This is a genomic window from Parasphingorhabdus sp. (assembly GCF_039982415.1).
Classification (GTDB): Bacteria; Pseudomonadota; Alphaproteobacteria; order Sphingomonadales; family Sphingomonadaceae; genus Parasphingorhabdus.
Genome location: NZ_JBDWYL010000011.1, coordinates 339,226 through 358,809, shown reverse-complemented (window position 1 = coordinate 358,809; position 19,584 = coordinate 339,226). Strand labels below are relative to the sequence as shown.

The following is a 19,584-nucleotide window of genomic DNA, read 5'->3' as shown; positions in this document are numbered from 1 at the left end:
GGGCTATGGAACAGCAAAATGAAACCGGAATATTTACGCAAACCTTTTTCACTATGCCGCATTTTCTTTCGCGCGCATTGCGCGTCCAGCTTGGCTGTAAGCAAAGATCGCGCGATTTCCAAAGACCAGCAAGTTGGTCACTAGAGCGACGAGAATTGATGAAAACAATACGAATACCATCACGTCAATATAGTGCAGCCAGTCAAGGCCGAGATACCGGTAATAAGTTTCCCCGCCCCATGCGTCGTTGGGCACATATAGATAGAATGTGTGGAACGCATAGGTGGAAACACCATAGATTAAGCCAACTACGGCAGCGCGTGCATCCATATTGCGAAAGAGCAAAGCGGCGATAAATGCTGCCAAAATTGGCATAGACAGCAAGCCGTTTAGTTCTTGTAACAGATTGATAATGCTCTCAGCATTGGCATAGGCGGGAACGAGCAGTACCGACAGGATCATCGCGCCAATACCGACTTTGCGATTGAGCCGAACGACATCTACTTCGGGATTGAGAAACTTGCGATGAAAATCAACCGACCACAATGTGATTGTGGCGTTCATCACGGCTGAATAAGTGGTTAGGACTGCCGCCGCGATCATGGCCGCAAACATCCCGCTGGTCCAACTTGGTAAGACTTCGCTGACCAACATACCATAAGCTTTGTCGCCGACATCTCCGAACAGTTTAAAAGCAACGACCCCGGGAATGACAACAATCGGCGGAACAATCAGCACCCGAATAAATGCGGCGGCCATAACGCCTTTTTGGGCTTCTTTGACATTGGGCGCGGCCAAAGCCTTTTGGGTGATATTCTGATTGGTGGACCAATAGAAAATCTGGATGAAAAGCATGCCGGTAAACAGGGTGTGAAAGGGTATAGGAGAATCATTGTCACCAATCATAGACAAACGCTCTGGCGGTACTCCGCTGCTGATATCAAAACCGACAGCTTGCAGCGCAAGAAAAACCACGACGAGGGCCAAGGCCAAAATCCCTATGCCGCTATAGGTGTCCAACACGGCGACGGCTCGCAATCCGCCCAATATCGCATAAGCTGCGCCTACTATGGCAAATATGGCAGCAATAGCCATGACCGACATGTTGGTTCCGAATACGGATTGCATGAATAACGCACCGCTATAAATCACCGCCGGTAAATAAATGAACAGATTGCCGAGCAGGAAAAAGCCCGAAATGACCGTTCGGATGCTGCCGCCTTTGTAGCGCTGCTCAAGCAACTCGGTTACAGTCGTGCAATTGTTGCGATAATAAATCGGGACGAAAATAAAGGCCAGCATGATCAAGCCGATAAATCCGGCAATTTCCCACCAAGCCAGCAAAAGCATTTGATTGCCATTCATGCCAACCAATTGATCAGTGGACAAATTGGTCAGGGTGATGGCACCGGCTACGAAAAACCAGCTTAAGCCACCTCCAGCAAGAAAAATTTCTTTGTCTGCGCTGCCTTTACTTGCAGCCTTAGCTGCATGGACTTTGCGCCACGTCAGATAAGCCACGAAGATCATGAGGCCAAAAAATACGGTCAATTGTATCGTGGAACTGCTGGTCTCGAACACGCTAAACTCCCCCCGGTTGTTCCCGATCATTATTCCGCTGCAATGATTGCTCTTTATTAATTCTATGCGGTATTTTTGGTCTTGTCTCAGCTTTCAGCATCAGGATCAATTTAAACCGCCTGAAATTTAAAAATGATACTGGTTTCAGGATAGGTCAGCGGCAGTTGCAGGCCTTGCACTGCAAGGGCTTCGCCAGAAAAATCACTGCCTTCTCCGCACAGATCGGCAATATCTATGATCGATGGGTGCGTGATGGCAAAATCTTGCATCGGCCATAATATGGTTGTCCGATAACGCTTGGCAGGATCAAGACCTTCAATAAAGATACGGCTGGGAAGGGTGGATTTATGCCCCACCAATTTCACACAATTGATAATCGCTTCTGATTGGTCCTTTGCGATCACGCCGATGACGTTGAGATAGTCGGGAGTTTCCAGCCGAACGAAATTCCCGCTGTGAAGCAAATCTCTGTGCTCTTTGTAAAGCGCAATGGCCTTTTTTAATGTTGCAATATCATCTGGGGTTTCCTCGAGCAGGTTTAACTCCAAGCCCATATGACCGAATATAGCTGTGGCAGCGCGGAATTCCATGCTTAGTGTGCGCTTGGTGATGTGGCAGACTTTGGGGCCGACATGGCTTCCGAGAATTTTCAAGGGGAAAAAGTGACTGGCGCCGCGCTGAATGTCCTGTCGATCGAGCGCGTCATTGGAATCCGACAGCCAGACGCGGTCGGTTCTTCCCAATATTCCAAAATCCGTCCGCGCACCTCCGGAAGAACAACTTTCGATTTCCAGATCAGAATGGGCTTTGCGCAAGCGTTCAATCAACGCATAAACCGCTTTGGTTTGACGATGAATGGCGCCTCGGCCGGCGCTTCCGGGATGGTGAATTTCTCGGTTCATATCCCATTTAATGTAAGCAATTCCAAGATCTTGAACGATTTTGCTGATCTTTCCGTACAGATATTCTGAGACTTCTGATTTGGTCAGATCGAGCGTATATTGATGGCGAAACGGAACTTGCTCGACGCCTTCGGCTTCTAAAATCCAATCAGGATGGGCGCGGTAGAGATCACTGTCAGGGTTGACCATTTCTGGTTCAAACCAAATCCCAAATTCCATTCCTAGTGAACGGATTTTTGCCGCGAGCGGTTCGAGACCATTAGGATAAATTTCTTTGGAAACCCACCAATCACCTAGTCCTGCCTTGTCGTTTCTTCGTGCTCCAAACCAGCCGTCATCCAAAACAAATCGTTCGGCGCCGACCGCGGCTGCTTTTTCTGCCAATTGCAGGAATTTCTCTTCCGAATGATCGAAATATATGGCTTCCCAAGTATTATAATGCACCAAACGCGGCTTCTTGTTCACGCGGCCATCCATAACGGTTTCCGTTAAACATCTATGAAATTGAGCCGATAAATGGTTGAGACCTTTGTCCGTTTGCGCGGCGTATAATATCGGCGATTCATATGTTTCATTGGCGGACAATTCCATTTCGCCGGGATAAAAAAGCTCGCCCATTTGAACAGAAATACGCCCATCGGAATGCCGATCCGCCCGCACCCGATTATTACCGCTCCAGCCGAGGTGGAATCCAGCGGCTCGGCCGTGATTTTCTGATGTGGAATCCGCTAGGGCAATGAGCCCGGGGAAATTATCATGACTGGTCCGTCCGCTTTTATTTTCGCGGACATAGCTTCCTTGGAAGGCAGAGGTTTCTTGTTTTTGAAACTCCATCGCCCAGCGGCCCGCAAAGCTCATCAACTTTGTGAGGCGTTCATCAATCGGCATGCACAGGGCCGCGCACCAATCGATCGTCATTGCTTTCTCGCCAATATTGGTGATCGAGCTTTTCGCCATTAACACATGGTTGGCAGGGTCGATGGCAATGTCATAAGTGGCCCGCAACGCTGTATTTGAATCTTCGCAAATGATCCGGACCTGATGGTCGGATAATTTTTCGACAGTGTGTACAGTGAATATCGCCGTCCAATCGATACCGCTGCGATGCGCTATAAAGCCCGGAGGCCCTGAAACACCGGTTGCCAGTTCATTGGACAATGTTGGCGGAATGTCGATTTCCGGACCACCATGTGCCTGTTGGCGAACGGCCATCATGTGCAATTCTTCTGCCGATGAGTTGGAAAGCGTCGGGCCCCAATAGAGAATATAGGGGCGTTGACCTGGCGTCGCGCCAATCACAACCTCTGTCTCGTCTGTCTTCAACAGGATGAAGTCCTGGGGCAAGCTATTGGCGCAGTTTTGCGCTCCATCAGATCCCCGCGACGCGGAATTCCGTTTTTGCTGATCGATCTTTTGTTGCGATTCAGATGTTAGCATTAAAACCAGTCTTCCCCAATTTGGTCCCTGTTCCCTCGCATATTATTCCTTGAATGCAAGGAAATGCTCCTTACCGAAGCCTTGCAGCAAAGCCCAATTACGCCGGTCGTGAAACAGATATTCCTGTGCGGATAATAGCCTTGGGCGCGATGCTTGAAATGTTCATTCTGGTATTTAGATGTGTTTCTTGGTATCTCGAAAATAGATTATACCGTGGTGGCCATAAAATAAAAATGTCGCCTGTGGAATTTTGAGACGGTGTAAATAAGGGGAGTGCATTGGAAGAAAGCAGTTTTTTCGTTCGCAATGTTGCCGTGTCGCCTTTGGGCGGTATCCGCATTGCGTGCTTTGTGAAAAATGGTGCCGGCGTTTTGACATCTCGCCGAATATTACCCCATTTTACATTGGTTTATGTATTGCAGGGTACGGGATCATACCGGGATGAAAATGGCTTGGCCTTTGATGTTAATGCCGGAGATGCCATTATCGTGCTGCCTGGGCTGGAACATTGGTACGGTCCGCCCAAAGGATCGGTATGGGATGAACTTTATTTGGTTTTTGAAGGACCAATTTTCGATCTGTGGCGCAAAAACGGGTGTTTTGACACCTCAAAGCCTGTGGTGCCTTTGCATCCTTCGGATTATTGGATTGACCAAATCAAGCAAGCCATTGGTGAGCAGAATGACGGAGATTCGGTCAAGATGATGGCCGAAGCGGTTCGGATGCAACAGCTGCTAATGGATATTCAGAATGCCGCCCGCAATGATGTGGAGGCGGATATACAGTGGCTTCAAAATGCAAAGCGGGCACTGGAAACCAGTCGCGATGTGCACGAAGCATCCGATGCTTTGGGAATGTCCTATGAGCTGTTGCGAAAAAAATTCCGAAAATTATCGGGCATGGCTCCCGGAAAGTACAGATCGGGTTTCTTGATGGAACAAGCTTGCGATTTATTGGCAGATCGATCGTTGACGTTGCGTCAAATTGCCGCGCGATTGGACTATTGTGATGAGTATCATTTTAGCAAGCAATTTAGCAAAATTATCGGCTGGTCTCCACGGGAATATCGCAGTCGTCTGCCAAATAGATAGTATTTTATACCACTGTTACCCAACTACTTCACTTCCGAAAAATAGTCCCCAAAATCCCAAAAAACACAAAAGAAGCCATTTTACCCATGGATTTCTGTCGGATCGCCATGACAGTACGAGGGCTCACCGTTCGATTGGTCGGTGAGAAAACGCGTCTAATGGCTTGAAATATCATCGGCGCGGAAAAGGAAAATCGGGGAAACCGATTTGTACATGGGAGACGAATTATGAAAACCCTCGGCGGATTACTGCTCTGTTCATCGGCCATCGCTTTGGTGCCAATTTCTAGTGCAACAGCACAAACTTCGGACGCAGCAGCTCAAGAAAATGAAGATGTGATTGTTGTGACTGGCATCCGGGCTTCACTGAAAGCATCGCAAGATATTAAACGCGACGCATCGGTGATCGTTGATGCCGTCTCGGCCGAAGAGGTAGGAAAGTTCCCCGACAATAACGTAGCAGAGGCCTTGCAACGCATTACCGGTGTTGCGATTGACCGCAGCGGCGGTGAAGGTCAGTTTATTACTGTTCGTGGTTTGGGTCCTGAATTTAATGCGGTCTTGCTCAATGGCCGCACGATTGCCACCGATAATCCGGGACGGGAATTTTCGTTCGACGTTTTGTCTTCAGACATTATCCAGCGCGCCGAAGTATTCAAATCTTCCGCGCCCAATTTGCAATCTGGCGGAATTGGCGCTGTGGTCAATGTTTCCACCGCTCGCCCTCTGGATCGTCCTGGATTTAACGCAACAGCATCAGTCGCTGGTGTTTACGAAGATTTGCGAGACGAAATTAGTCCCGAGATTTCCGGTGTTGTTTCCTGGTCAAATGACAGTTTTGGTATTTTGTTGGGCGGATCATATTCCGACCGGAAAACACAAATTGATACAGCCTTTACCAACGGCTTTGCGCTGCGAGACGGCACTGTTAACGCCGGCGATATTGCGGTCAACGCTCCAGAAAATTCGGTTGGACTGGATGCCACGGCTTTGGGGCCAATTCCGGCATCGCGTGTCCAGCAGCAAGTGGTTTTTGATCGCGATGTCCAAGACCGCGAGCGAATTACCGTCAATGGGGCATTGCAATTCGCGCCTTCTGATCGGCTGACGCTGACTTTGGATGGTCTCTATTCGAAATTTGATGTCCAGTCTTTTGCCACCCAATTTTCCGGCTTTTTCAGCCCGCCGTTTATCAATCCGGTCATCGATTCAAATGGCACAGTGACATCGTTCAGCCGGCCGAGCGTGGATTTTGCTAATCGCAATCCCTTGATTGCGGGATCGGTTGGATTGTCACAAAATGATAATGTTATCACGTCCCGGAACCGCGAAGCAGAAACTTATGTGTTCGGCGGAAATGTTGAGTTTGAGGCGACAGATAATCTGAAATTTGTGTTTGATATTTCCCGTTCGAGCGCGTCGAGAGACGGGACCAACCCATTTGTTGTCTTGGGTGCGCTTGCTCCGGAATCGCCCTTAATTGAGCTGCCCAATGATAATGGCATTCCAACCATTACCAATCTTGTGGGATTGACCGATACCTCGATCCAACGTCTGCACTTTGTCAATGTGAACCGAACAAGGGTTGATGATGATATCTGGGAATATCGATTTGATGGGGAATGGGCGGTTGAAAAAGGTCCGCTAGAAACCGTAACATTCGGAGCGTTGCATACGGATCGAAGCAAAAGTCAGGATTTGTTCGACAATTTCGCCGCTCCCGGAAACGGTGTTTCGGCCGCACAGATTTTCTGCGCTTATTGTGGCTATACGGTTCCGTTTGATGAAACCATTCTAAACCCATTTTCGTTTGATGGCTTTTTGTCCGGCGTTCCAGGCGCTGGTTCGGTTCCACCGACAATCCTCAACGCGAGTTTTGCGGATGCATTTCGTGAGTTGAACAATCCAACCAATCTCAATGATCCCAATCGGACGGGTGGTAATACTGCTGGGTTGCTCGCAATTCTTGCAGACCCAAATACGGATCCGTTATTGGGCATTTACACCCCGACATTCAATCCCGGCGGGAGTTTCAGCGTCGATGAGAAAATCTATTCGGCATATTTTAACACCGAATGGGGCGGAGATTTTGGCGGCGATTTGCCGTGGAGCGCCAATATCGGATTCCGTATTGCGTTTACTGATGTCGTCTCCAGGGGAGTTGATCAACCGGTTCTGCAATTCCGCGAAACCCCGGGTGACACCCAATTGGAAGTCATTTTTGGCCCAGCAACCGACATTTCTGTCCCGAATGACTATGTGAATTTCCTGCCTTCGGTCAATGTGAAGGTAGAACCGACAGCGGATACGGTGTTGCGGTTGAGCTATGCGAAAACGGTTACCCGGCCAACATTGACAGCTTTGGGCGTGGCCAACACTTTTGGCGGTCGCTCCAACGCGCCTACCAGCGGCGGCGGCAACCCGTTTTTGCAAGCGTTTGAAGCAGATAATTTTGACATTTCCTTTGAATGGTATTTTGACCAGCTGAGCTATTTCAGCATAGCGGGCTTCCACAAAAATCTAGGAAACTTCATCGAAACAGCGACGTTGCCGGTGGTTAATCCGGTTCTTTTCCCGGCAGGCAATGGCGGGCGCGTGGCGGATGAGATTGTCAATGTGACCTTCCAGGATACCCGTGATCGCAACGGCCAAAGCGGCAGCATTACCGGTGTTGAAATTGCTTTGCAGAAAACAATCACAGGCGGCACGTTTGAAGGTCTTGGTGGTGTGGTCAATTATACATATGTGAACAGCCAAATTGATGATCAATTGGCTGGTGATCCGGGCTTTAATGGATTTACCCCACATACTGTAAACGTGACCGCTTTTTATGAGAGAGGGCCATTTCAGGCGCGTATATCCTATAATTATCGGGATGAATTTTTGTTCCTGGGTCAGTCTTTTTTCAGCGAACCACAAACACGCGAAGCGTTTAGCCAAGTCGACTTTTCATTGGGCTTTGATGTGACAGACAATTTTCAGGTCTTTGCCGAAGGGATTAATATCTTTGAAGAAGATACACGTGATTTCTCTCGCTTCCCGAACCGGTTGCTCAACTATGAGCGTACCGGAGCACGCTATACTTTTGGTGTTCGCGGAAAATTCTAAGCGATAATTGGTTTTAGAGAATAAAGGGGCTGCAATGGCTATTGCGGCCCCTTTTTCTGTGGAGGCGATGGCCAGCATCCTCATTGAATTCCAATGCTTCTCGATCGTCTCGGTCTAAATTTTCCGGAATGAAAAGCAGTCCCATTTTTTGCTCCGAATTGTTTGCTTAAGCAGCGTTCGTTTCTGCCGTTAATTAGGCGAACAGAAGGCAAAACAATGTGTGATTTCATTGATGCTTGGATTTAAGCGAACATATCCCGGATATTGGGGCAATATAGCGGCGATTCTGGTTTCGTCTTCTTTCCTGTTTTTCGGGAGCGTTGTGCTAACAGCGCAAGCTTGGGCAGCCGGACTGATTGTCAATGAAGCTTCCAACGGGACTTCAGGTACCAAAGAATTTTACGAATTTATAGTGGTGGGAGACGCTGCCAGCCCAACGGCTTCTGTCAATTTGGATGGATGGATTCTAGACGATAATAATGGTGAGTGGGAAGGCAGCACTAGCGGTGTTGGTATTGCACCCGGCTATGCGCGGTTCGACGCCAGCAGCGACCTGGCCAATTGCGCGGGTTTATCTGCAATTGCCCCCGGTTCGATCATTGTTGTGTATAATGACAGTGATCCCAACAGTAATTTGCCTGCCGACGATGCAAATGATGCAAATGGTGATGGCGTTTACATATTGCAGGCCCGCGGTTCGTGCATAAAAACATGTGCTGGTCCGCCTTCGACGGCCAGTGCCGCATATTCATCCTGCACCGTTGTAGCGACCCCTTCCTATGCCCCGCTTGCGCTCCGCAATACAGGGGACGTGGCGCAATCTCGGGCCGCAGATGGCAGTCTGTTTCACGGCTTTACCTATGGTGATATAACGACACCCTATCCAACAGGATCGTTTCGCATAGGATCATCCAGTGGTTCGGCAACCAGCTTTGTCTTCGCTTGCGGCAATTGGCAGGACGAAAGCAATTTTTCCCGGGTATCTGCCAGTGTTGATACGCCGGGCGCACCCAATAACGCGGCGAATGTTATTTTCCGCCAAAAAATTTCCGCTGGCCAATTCAATTATCTCGATCCGGCTGATAATGACAATTGTTCGGCGTCGCCTAGTCTCGCAGTCCAGAAATTATCATCCATAGTCAGTGACCCCGTCAATGGTGGAAGCAATCCCAAGGCCATCCCTGGTGCGATTGTGGAATATTGTATTTTAATATCCAATACTGGCTCCGCCACCGCCGATATGGTGACCACAACGGATACCTTGCCCGTCGATATATCCTATGCGGTGGGCACTATGTTATCCGGCCCGGATTGCGAAACCGCGTCTATTCCAGAGGATGATAATGATAGCGGCGCTGATGAAAATGACCCTTGGGGCGCCTCTATAAGCGGATCAACCATCACGATGGTTGTCGCTTCGCTGGCGCCGACCAGTTCCATAGCCCTGACTTTTCAAGTGGCGATTGAATGAACACAGACTTGGCGGATCAGCGGATCGTCATGGCCGATGGCCAATAATCATTTTGAGAATGGGGTGAGGTAGTTATACCGAAGGCTATTGTCTCACATATGTTCAGGAGAACGGCATTGCGAAAGTGGATATTGATCGCCGGCGCATTGATATTTGCAACGCTACCGTTATCGGATGGCCTTGCTCAAATTGCAGAAGAAAAATCCGATCCCAGTCCCGCGCTAGCCGGCTCCTATCGCTTGGTTGGTGCGATGGAAACGGCTTCGCGACTGCTTGTTGAAGTGGATGGGAGCTATAAATGGAATTTGATAGTTGGCGCAGCCGATTTTTATAGTGAAGGGCGATGGACGCAGATTGGCGATGAAATCCGTTTAGGACCACATGAGTTTAGTGCTGACATGCCGGTTTTCCAATTGGGAACCGCTTATGATTGGGGTTTTGATGAACGCGATTCCGCTTATAGAATGACAGAGATCCGGCAAAGAAATCGGGCCAAGTGGCGATGTGGTTTTCTTGAATCAGGTGCGTATTTTTCCTCGCGAGATGATGATGCTTTTCCACATAAACTGCCGCCTCAAAAGCGGTTTGAAGCGGCTAAAAAAATCGAGGCGGAGCGCTTGCTGGCTTATGAAAATGCCATTGCGCGATATTTGAATCGCGATCCTTCGGACAAGAAAGACACGTTGGAAATATCCGCTAGAACCGCAAGACAGAAATGGGAGGATGCGGTGGCTTTTCTTGCGCAAAGCGGGCGAACGGCGAATTTAATTGGTCGCTACAGACCGCCCGCTTTACCCGCGGAATGCCTGTTTCTATCTGACTATGTCCCCAATGGTTCCGCGGGTTTACAATCTCCGCAAGCCAATTGGCAAGACGGTGTGGGCGTCTGGATTAATCGCCGTGATCGCCCAAATGCACGGTTGAATATTGATGCCGATTTTTCGTTTGCAGACGGCAGTAAACTGAGCGCGAATAGTTATGAACTGGGTTTTGCTTTTGCGTCTGGTGGCTCAAAGAGCAAATTACAAAATATCAGTCTCACGCTTCATCACAATGGTGCGAAATATCACTCGACCTTTGATATGGACCCGCAGAAAACAGCAAAAGTCTTTGAAGTGAAACTTGACAATCGGGTTTTCATCGAGCCACCTTTTGAAGAATTGCGCTTGAAAATATCGGGAAATAAGCTCTTGCCGGTTGATGGATCTCGCGGCCATTATATCAAGAATACAGTACAGTAAACAGCATGTTTCCGACGATATATTAAAACCCCATGCCGACCCGGACGTTGAGATGAGGGTCCTTATTTTCACTATTGTCGCGATCACGATTAATCGGCAGTGCGGCTTCTAATTCAAAATCAAAGGGGCCAATAGTACCCCGCAAGCCTGGGCCTGCTGATAATAATGTGCCTTCGCTAAAGTTGCTCCCAAGGTCGTTGACATAGCCCATATCGATAAAGCCATATATCTGTAGTCGTCTCAGCCAAGACGGCCTGGAGCGAAATTTATAGCGAAGTTCTGCTAATCCATAAAAGCCGTCATCGCCGGATAGCTCGCTAAAATCAAAACCACGAACGCGATAGGCTCCGCCAATGCCAAGTTCCTGCGCGGCGAGCAAAGGACGGCTTGCAATTTGGCCGCGCGCCGCAAGATAGATGCTAAGGTCTTTGGTTAATCCGGTCCGGAAATCTGCCCAATATTCTCCCTTAGTGAAAATACCATCACCATCGCTGCGCGATGCAAAGGGATCGCCAAAGCGGGTCGCATCAAAAATATCAAAACCTTGAACAATAGCCGCACCGGCTCGAAATCTTCCGCCGGCAAATGGGATTTCGCCGCGGACGCCAAAGGATAGGGTGACTTCTGTATCTTCGCGGATAAGGGCATTCATATCTTCTCGATCAATCGACAGATAAGCCGCTTCGGTTTCGATCCACAGGCTGCCGGAGCTCGCTCGGACCAAGGGGTAGCTTGCGAACAGCGCCAGATAACGGCTGGTTCCGGATAAATCAGATCCGGCGATATTGCTGCTTGGAGAAGTATCACCAATCGATCCGGCAAGGCCCGCTCGCAGGCCATTTTTGCCAATGGCGGTCTCGTAATATCCGCTGACGGACAGCAGTTCGGAAGGCTCTATCGGATTGGTTCTCACCGCTAGGCCAAGCGCATCAGCGCTATGTATTTTGCCGCGCAGATCGCCAGAAATCCGGGCTCTTACTGGGCCAAAACTATCACTGCCATAATTATCAGCTTGCAGTCTCAGCCGATCACCGCGTTCACGGACTGTAACTTGCAGAATATTTTGCCCGCCTTCTTGCAGGAATTCTGTGGAGCGCACACGGATATTGGGGATATCGCCTGCCAACAATATTTTGCGCTCAATTTCTGATTTGCGGGCAACCTTGCCTTCGAGAGAAGCGAGAGAAGCCTTGAGATATGCGTTGTCAGAGCCAATGATACGCACTTGGTCAATATGACCTTCGATTAGTTTAATCTCCAAAACACCCAATTGCACAGCTTGCTCGGGAATATAGGCTGATGCAAATATCAAACCATTTTCTCTTGCAATATCAGCGATTTGCTGAGTGAGTGAAGCCAGTTCCTCTTCGTCCGCTTCACGCCCAATAAAGGCTTCAACCACCGGTGAAAAGACGTCTGCTTCCAGTGCATCCGATCCAACAACGCCAACCGCACCAATACGAAAATTATCGGAATCGTCAGGGGTCAAAGGCTGATTATTGTTGGTGACAAGATCGGGGGTTTCGACTGCCATGATTTCAATCGGAGTAATTTGCGCGGCTGCTGCATTACCGGCATTATCGGTTGGAAAACCGATCGTCCAAACCTCTTCGTCCAGCGCAGTTAGTCGCCGATCTTGCGCCCATAGCGCTTGCGGCGCTGTGAGAACAAGCAACGATATCGCCGGAGGAAATGCTGATAATTTACGCAACAAAAAGCACCAATGGATTAAATTCTGGGGCCTTGGCTTAGCGGCTTGATATTAAATCTTGGTTATCAGCACTGTGAATTAAAATTCTTTTAACCAGCTCTCTTCTTCATATCTTCAACCCCGTTCCGTTAATCTAGTATGCTAATAAGAGTAGAAAGTAATTTCATGGTACAGCCCATTACTAAATCAGTTGCCATAATCGCGCTTTTGTCCAGCAGTGCGGCTTATGCCGGTGCGCCCGGTTGGCAAGTTTCTGAGATACGCGGAAATGTGACCGTTGCGCGCAATGGAATCATTAAGATTGCGCAGCGCCAGGGAAAATTGCTGCCCGGAGATGTCATCAAAACCGGTCCCAAAGGTCGTGCCATATTGTTGCGCGGTGGAGAGTATTTGGTCGTATCACCATCCAGTCATATTGAAATTGCACAGCCGGAGAAAGCCGGCAAGATAACCCAGATAATTGAGTATCTCGGCAATGTTTTGTTCCGCATCGACAAAAAAGAAACGCCGCATTTTGGTGTCAAAACACCCTATATGGCGGCTGTTGTTAAGGGAACCACGTTCAGTGTTTCGGTGAGCGGCGACGGGACGGCCGTTCAAGTAACCGAAGGCGCGGTTGAAGTGGCAAGTTTGGACGGCGGCGCCACCGAATTGGTCACGCCGGGCGTCATTGGAATGATTAATGCAAGCGATCCGTTTAGCCTTGTTATTTTGGATGGCGAAAAGCGCGTTATTGAATCTCCCAACAAGCCATCGGGCTTCGGCCAGAAGAGCGCTAGCCGTGCGGGTGAAAAATCCCCAGCGCCCCAAGCACAAACAGTCCAATCCTCCGATTTGTCCGGGACGATATCTGTTCCTGTTGGCGAAGAGGGTGTTGAATTGGCAGAATTGACCAACGGGTTGATTAGTGGTGGTGTGAGTTCTGATCGCTTCATTCTTGTTGAGAGCGCCGAAGAATCGGTTGGTACATTCAGCGATGTCGACATTTCGATCGGCAATGAGGCAGGAATGGAAGAGGATGAATCTGACGTAAATGCTGGCACGGGATCTGCCAGTGAAGAAGATTCTGGCGATAACGGACAAGGAGATGAAACTGAGAGCGCGGCTTCTGAGGGCGATGATGACCAGGACAGTGAAAATCTGGTCACAGATGACCCCGGCGATGAAGACCAAGGCGAAGTAGAAAACGGCGAAGTCGACGGTGGTGAACCGGATGACACTGATACCGAAACTTCAGAGGATCCTGTCGAAGAAGATCAGGATGCAGATGGTCAAGCAGAAGAAGATCAAGTCGAGGACGAATCCAGCGACGAAGACCAAGGCGAAGTCGACGGCGGTGAGTCTGACGACACCGATACCGGGACTTCAGGCAATCCTGTTGAAGAAGATCAGGATGCAGAAGATCAAGCGGAGGACGATTCCAGCGACGAAGACCAAGATGAAGCCGAATCCGATGATGGTGATCAAACCGATTCCAATCCGGATCAAGAAGAGTCTGACGATGGCAATAATGGCCATGGCAACGACGCTGATGGCGAGGATGATAGCAATCCCGGAAACGGCAATGGTCGTGGCAATGACGACGATGATGATGATGATGACGATGGCAATAATGGCCATGGCAACGACGCTGATGGCGAAGATGATAGCAATCCCGGAAATGGCAATGGTCATGGCAATGATGCGGATGGCGATGATGACGATAATCCCGGTAGGGGTTTCGGCAACGGTCGTGGTAATGACGATGATGCCGATGAGGACGACGATGAAGAGTTCAGTAGCGGCAGAAATAGTTCTTCCGGCCGCGGAAAAGGCCACGAAAAAGGTCATGATGACTAGACAGATTTGTTCTGCGCGAATTAACTGAAAATAGAGGCCATTGCGCTAATATCTCCTCAGGTAAGTTTTGGAGATAAATTGACCAACGCCTTTGCTTCTTTTGGTGCCAAAACATCGCGGCGATTTTTGCTGGCTTGGACGGCGGCATTGTTCTGCGCGATATCCTTGCCGCTCGCCGGTATTGGCGGAGAAGTGGAACGGCAATTTCAAAATTTTCGGGCCGATCTGTTGGAAAAACCCGCGACGGGTGAAATAGCCATTGTCGAAATTGATGCAAAATCTATCCAGGCCCTCGATCGATGGCCATGGCCGCGCGACTATTATGCTGATTTGATTGACAAATTATCAGCAAATGAAGCGACGGTGATTGCTTTCGATATTGATTTTTCTTCGCATTCAACCATTGAGCAGGATGATCTTTTTGCATCTGCGTTGGAGCGGTCTGCGGCTACCATAATTTTGCCGACATTCAAGCAAGAGGGCATTTCTGCCAACGGCAAATTTGTAGAAAGTCTGCCGCTGGATCTTTTTCGTGACCATGTTTTTCTAGCGTCGGTTAATGTGCACCCGGACAAAAACGGTCAACTCAATGATTATAGCTATGGTACGGTGACGGAAAGCACCGTGCGGCCGTCTCTGGCCAGCATGCTTTCGGAAACCGCCGGACATATTGATCAGAAATTTCCCATTGACCAATCAATCGATCCCCAAACGATACCACGACATAGTTTTGTAGATATATTGCAGTCAGACAAATCACTTGCGGGTATCAAGGGCAAAAAAATATTAGTGGGTGCGACGGCGATTGAATTGGGAGATCGCTATCCTATTAGCCGCCACGGGATGTTGCCTGGCGTGGTTATTCAAGCAATGGCGGCGGAAACGCTTCTGCAAGGCACGAATATGTCCAATTTGGGCTATCTGCCGTCATTGATATTCGCTGCGATGGGCTTGCTCATTTGGTTTTTGCGCAACAGGGATGGTGAAAAGCCAGCCGCGCCTTTTGCCGTGGCAATAGGTCTTTTCCTGTTTGCAGCGATTCTGATGGTGGAATATACCGGCCAACTGACGTTCACAAATGTGCCGGCATTGTTCTTTCTAGCTGTTTTCTTGATCTTGGAAAAATTCCTGAAAACAAATTTTGCATTAAACCGCAGTCGATTTTCCAATTCTGAAAGCGGCTTGCCGAATGAGCAAGCCATGCTGCAATTTCTCACGGGCCGCCGTGGCGGCACCATTGTCGTCGCTCGCCTCTCTGATTTTCGCGAATTGTTGGTCGTCACCAGCAAGGAAATGCGCGGCAATTTGTTTAGGAACCTCGCAGATCGGTTGAAATATTTGGCGGTAAACGAACGGATTTTTCATCTCGATACGGATCTTGTTGGGTGGGTTATCAAGACGGATTATGCGCATGATATTGGGGCCCATTTCGACACTGCGGTCGCTCTTTGCCATTCTCCGGTACTCGCTGGCGAAACAAAAATTAAGCTTAATGCCTTTTTTGGTGTCAGTGAAGAATCGATCGACCAAGCCAAAGTCGCTGCCGAGCAAGCGATGCTTTCCAATAAGCGCTGGGCGCTGCACGACAATGATATTGCTGATGCAATTGGGCAAAAGCAAAATTTGCTAGTGGAACTGGATCAAGCGATCGAGAAAAACCAAATTTGGGCGGTGTATCAACCGAAATGGAATTTACGGGCAGATCGTCTGGATGGCGCAGAAGCATTGGTGCGGTGGGAGCATCCTGAACGGGGCTTGATCAGCCCGGAAATATTTATTCCCATGCTTGAGAAAGCTGGCCGTATCGATCGCTTGACTCTTCATGTATTGCGAAGCGCGCTCGCGGATTTAGCGCGATGGGAGAGCCAGCAATCAGGGCTCAGTTGCTCCGTCAATATCTCAGCACAGTTGCTGGGTGATAGCGAATTTATTGACAAAGCAATAGCAATGGTGCGCCGCGCTGAACTGGCGAAAAACCAAGTAGTTTTTGAAGTGACGGAAACCGCTGCGTTGGCGGATTTGGAATTAACGATCTTGGCGCTGAAGAGAATTCGCGCCGCGGGCATTAGTATTTCGATTGATGATTACGGCACCGGGCAATCGACCATGAGCTATTTGCAAAGATTGCCTATAGATGAAATTAAAATTGATCAAAGCTTTGTCAAAACCATGATTGGCGATGACGTCAATAAAGTGATGGTGAAATCCACGATTGAGTTAGCCAAAGCCTTGAAGTTGAAAGTGGTTGCAGAAGGTATTGAGGATCAATCCTGCATGGATATGTTGCGCCAGTTTGGATGCGATATTGGTCAGGGATGGCATATTTCAAAACCGGTTTCTTCTGAGGCTTTTCAGGCCGCTTGGTTTCCATCAGAAGCCACCGATAAGACCGCTAGCAGCTGACCGTTATCAGACCGGTTCAGCGCTATCCTAATCTATCCATGTTTGCGATGGGAACGAAAATGATCGCGATAATCGAAGCTGGAATTGAGGAATAGCTCAATATCCGGGGCGGAAAGTGGATGGGAGAAGAGATAGCCTTGATAAGCGCTGCATCCAATTTGGTTCATCGCCTGCAAGGCCAATTCGTCTTCAATACCTTCAGCGACGGTGCTCAGTTCCAAATTTTTCGCTAGCCCGACAATGGCTTCGACAATTTTTTTGCTGCGGTCATTGCCACAAATTTTTTGGACATAGGATTTGTCCAATTTGAGGCCGGTTATTGGCAAATGATCGAGATGGGTGATGGAAGAAAACCCGGTACCAAAATCGTCTAACAGGATTTCAATCCCCAAACTTCTTATGGCACGCAAGCTCTCGAGCAGGGCCTGATTATCGACATTGAGAATGGAATTTTCTGTAATTTCCAAACAGAGATGTTTGGGTTGCACTATTTCTGTGGTGGAGCGGGCCAGAAGATCAGCAAGAAAAGACTGATTTAGCAAATCGCTGGCTTCAACATTAATGTTCACCGGGCAAATGGAAATTCCTTTTTCGTGCCATTCGACCATATGTTCGGTCACTGTTTTGAGCATATATCTGCTCAAAGCCAGACTGACATCCTTATCCCCAAAAACTTTTTGGAAGTCATTGGGCATGAGCAGCCCGCGTTCAGGATGTTCCCATCGCGCAAGCGCTTCCAAGCTGTGGATTTCTTGTGTTTTAATGTCGATTATCGGTTGAAAATAGGGTTTGATTTGGCTTTCTGAAATGGCGGTTTGAATATCTTTGAACAGGCTCAACCCGCTTTGATATTCGATTCCCAATTGGCGATCGTAGAAATCAATGCGGCCAGCATTGTCGGACTTTGAACGCAGCAAGGCCAGGTCGGCACATTTCAGTAAATCCTTGTAGGAATCGGCATCCGATGGATATTGGGCAGCGCCAACGCTGAAACCAATTTCCAAATCTTGGTTGCCCACTTGAATCTCGAACAATTTATCGTTGATCAAACGCCGGAGTATCGGGTTGGTTAGCTTTTGATCCATCGGATGGTTGATCATGATGGCAAATTCGTCTCCGCCTAGGCGCGAGACGACAATATCTTCACCGAGCAGGGTTTTCATAAAACCAGCAAAGGCGATTAACACCGCATCGCCAACATCATGGCCATATATGTCATTTACCAACTTAAACTTGTCGATATCACACATGAGCAACCAAAATGGGCGAACATCCTTGTTTTGCATTTTTTGCTCAACGGTTTTCCGAAACCGATCGCGATTGGGCAGGGACGTCAAGGAATCATGGACGGCCCTGAACTCTGCGGCAACGCGCGCCGCGCTGAGTTCCTTCCTTTTTTTCCGCAATTCCGTAATATCTATGCCCATGCCGGCAATCGCTATATCACCGATGGGGTGATGGGTTGTCCGGCATAGTCTATTGTTGCTCGCGTGGATGAGCGTGGGCTCTTTTTGCTCAAAACCGGCAAAAACTTCGTTCAAGTTACTGGCCAAATCAGCATCGGATATGCCTGGCGCCAACGCTTTGATCTGCTTAGCCGTCGCTTCTTTCATCGGCATGCCTTGATCGACCGCCTCAAATGTGACTGGCCAATAGGATCGAGCGGCCGCATTGGCGTAAATGGGAATTTTATTCTCGCCATATAAGGTGACGGGAGATTCCGCGAGATCCAGCGCGACACCCAAGAGGCGCAATTCTTCAATCGTCAAATCTTGGCTGGTCCGATAGGGCTTAGCTTTGCAAGCGGACGCCAGAAATTTTTGCGGAATGATGGGCGTTTTATTGCGGTCGTTTCGACCGATAAAGGCTTGCATCGCATTGCGCGCAATCGAGATGAATGAACGGCTCATTTGAGAAGAGATACTAACCCAAGAGCATTAATAAATGTTGAGTTTCCGGCTGTAAACATGGTTCGGCTCTTGGTCTCGGCGAACAAGTTGAAACACGGCCTTGTCACCGACTTGGCGGCCATGATTGTTCCACAAAATTCAGGGATATTGCTGCGGGTGTTGTTTGGGATATAGATGGCTTTCTTAATCGTCATTCGCTTGGGCGTAGTGATTAGCCAGCCAACCGGTTATTTGCGGAACCGGGACGCGTTGATGAAACTTAATGCCAATTTCGGGGCCTTTTTGCCATCGCACCGTGCCATCCAATTCCCCCAATTCTGGAACCGATAGAGTCAAGTTATTCCCTATTTCACAGGAATAACCGGCGTGGACGCACATGCCGCCTGGCGAAATATCGCGTATTTCAGCCCGCAACAATGTTGATCCGATCCGTATCAATATTGATTGCGATAATTGCACGCGTGGCAATCGTGAGGGGCGCATTTTATTGTGAACCGTCAAATTGGCGAGCAATTCAGCAACGTTGATGTCATGGAGAAATTGCATCCCGACCAACGATCCTTTGCGCCAGCGAATATGGCTCGCGAGCTCAACATCTTCGGTAAGGGCGACTTTTGCCGTTCCGTCCAATTGAAACTGGGGGCTGATTTCAACCATGACTCCGCTGTTGGAAATATTTTTTATAAATCCCCAACCTTCGGCGCTACCGGATTGAATTTTAGCGAGGCGGAAGATCGATATTTGCCTATCGCTCTTGCGCCGATCCCGAGTAAAATTTTCACTCTTATGTTCAGATGTTACCAGCATGAACTAGGTAACGGTTAGTCCAAGATATAATTAAGCTGGATTCATGGTTTTTTTTGGATGGCGCAAAGAAGGTTGTCCTGTGCC

General features: G+C 48.8%; 11 protein-coding genes. 6 read left to right on the top strand and 5 right to left on the bottom strand.

What is annotated here, in order from left to right; genetic code table 11:
• Positions 1–51: 51 nt before the first annotated feature.
• Complete coding sequence (locus tag ABJU74_RS15835) at positions 52–1,581, bottom strand: SLC5 family protein (RefSeq protein WP_348422859.1); 1,530 nt, start codon at positions 1,579–1,581, stop codon at positions 52–54.
• Positions 1,582–1,691: 110 nt separating this feature from the next.
• Positions 1,692–3,806 (bottom strand): alpha-galactosidase, encoded by a 2,115-nt coding sequence (locus ABJU74_RS15830; RefSeq protein WP_348385200.1) that lies wholly within the window; start codon positions 3,804–3,806, stop codon positions 1,692–1,694.
• A gap of 392 nt (positions 3,807–4,198) precedes the next feature.
• Between ABJU74_RS15830 and ABJU74_RS15825 the strand changes: the two genes are divergently transcribed.
• The 4 genes from ABJU74_RS15825 to ABJU74_RS15810 all read left to right on the top strand — a co-directional run bounded on the left by ABJU74_RS15825 (position 4,199) and on the right by ABJU74_RS15810 (position 10,830).
• Complete coding sequence (locus ABJU74_RS15825; RefSeq protein ID WP_348385201.1) at positions 4,199–5,011, top strand: AraC family transcriptional regulator; 813 nt, start codon at positions 4,199–4,201, stop codon at positions 5,009–5,011.
• Between the two features lie 227 nt (positions 5,012–5,238).
• On the top strand, positions 5,239–8,118 hold the full coding sequence (locus tag ABJU74_RS15820) for a TonB-dependent receptor (RefSeq protein ID WP_348385202.1): 2,880 nt from the start codon (positions 5,239–5,241) through the stop codon (positions 8,116–8,118).
• A gap of 322 nt (positions 8,119–8,440) precedes the next feature.
• A complete protein-coding gene (locus ABJU74_RS15815) occupies positions 8,441–9,589 on the top strand; it encodes a hypothetical protein (protein ID WP_348385203.1) in 1,149 nt (382 codons plus the stop codon).
• Positions 9,590–9,705: 116 nt separating this feature from the next.
• Positions 9,706–10,830, top strand: coding sequence for a hypothetical protein (locus ABJU74_RS15810; protein WP_348385204.1), 1,125 nt, complete (start codon positions 9,706–9,708; stop codon positions 10,828–10,830).
• 22 nt (positions 10,831–10,852) lie between these two features.
• Here the strand turns inward: ABJU74_RS15810 and ABJU74_RS15805 are convergent, their stop codons facing one another.
• Positions 10,853–12,541, bottom strand: a complete 1,689-nt coding sequence (locus ABJU74_RS15805) for a ShlB/FhaC/HecB family hemolysin secretion/activation protein (protein ID WP_348385205.1) — start codon at positions 12,539–12,541, stop codon at positions 10,853–10,855.
• 165 nt (positions 12,542–12,706) lie between these two features.
• Between ABJU74_RS15805 and ABJU74_RS15800 the strand changes: the two genes are divergently transcribed.
• A complete protein-coding gene (locus ABJU74_RS15800) occupies positions 12,707–14,380 on the top strand; it encodes a FecR domain-containing protein (protein WP_348385206.1) in 1,674 nt (557 codons plus the stop codon).
• A gap of 78 nt (positions 14,381–14,458) precedes the next feature.
• On the top strand, positions 14,459–16,783 hold the full coding sequence (locus ABJU74_RS15795; RefSeq protein WP_348385207.1) for an EAL domain-containing protein: 2,325 nt from the start codon (positions 14,459–14,461) through the stop codon (positions 16,781–16,783).
• A gap of 32 nt (positions 16,784–16,815) precedes the next feature.
• Here ABJU74_RS15795 and ABJU74_RS15790 read toward each other — a convergent pair whose 3' ends face one another.
• Both ABJU74_RS15790 and ABJU74_RS15785 read right to left on the bottom strand, forming a co-directional pair.
• A complete protein-coding gene (locus ABJU74_RS15790) occupies positions 16,816–18,693 on the bottom strand; it encodes an EAL domain-containing protein (protein WP_348385208.1) in 1,878 nt (625 codons plus the stop codon).
• A 183-nt stretch (positions 18,694–18,876) separates the two neighbouring features.
• Positions 18,877–19,500 (bottom strand): PilZ domain-containing protein, encoded by a 624-nt coding sequence (locus ABJU74_RS15785; RefSeq protein ID WP_348385209.1) that lies wholly within the window; start codon positions 19,498–19,500, stop codon positions 18,877–18,879.
• Positions 19,501–19,584: the final 84 nt, after the last annotated feature.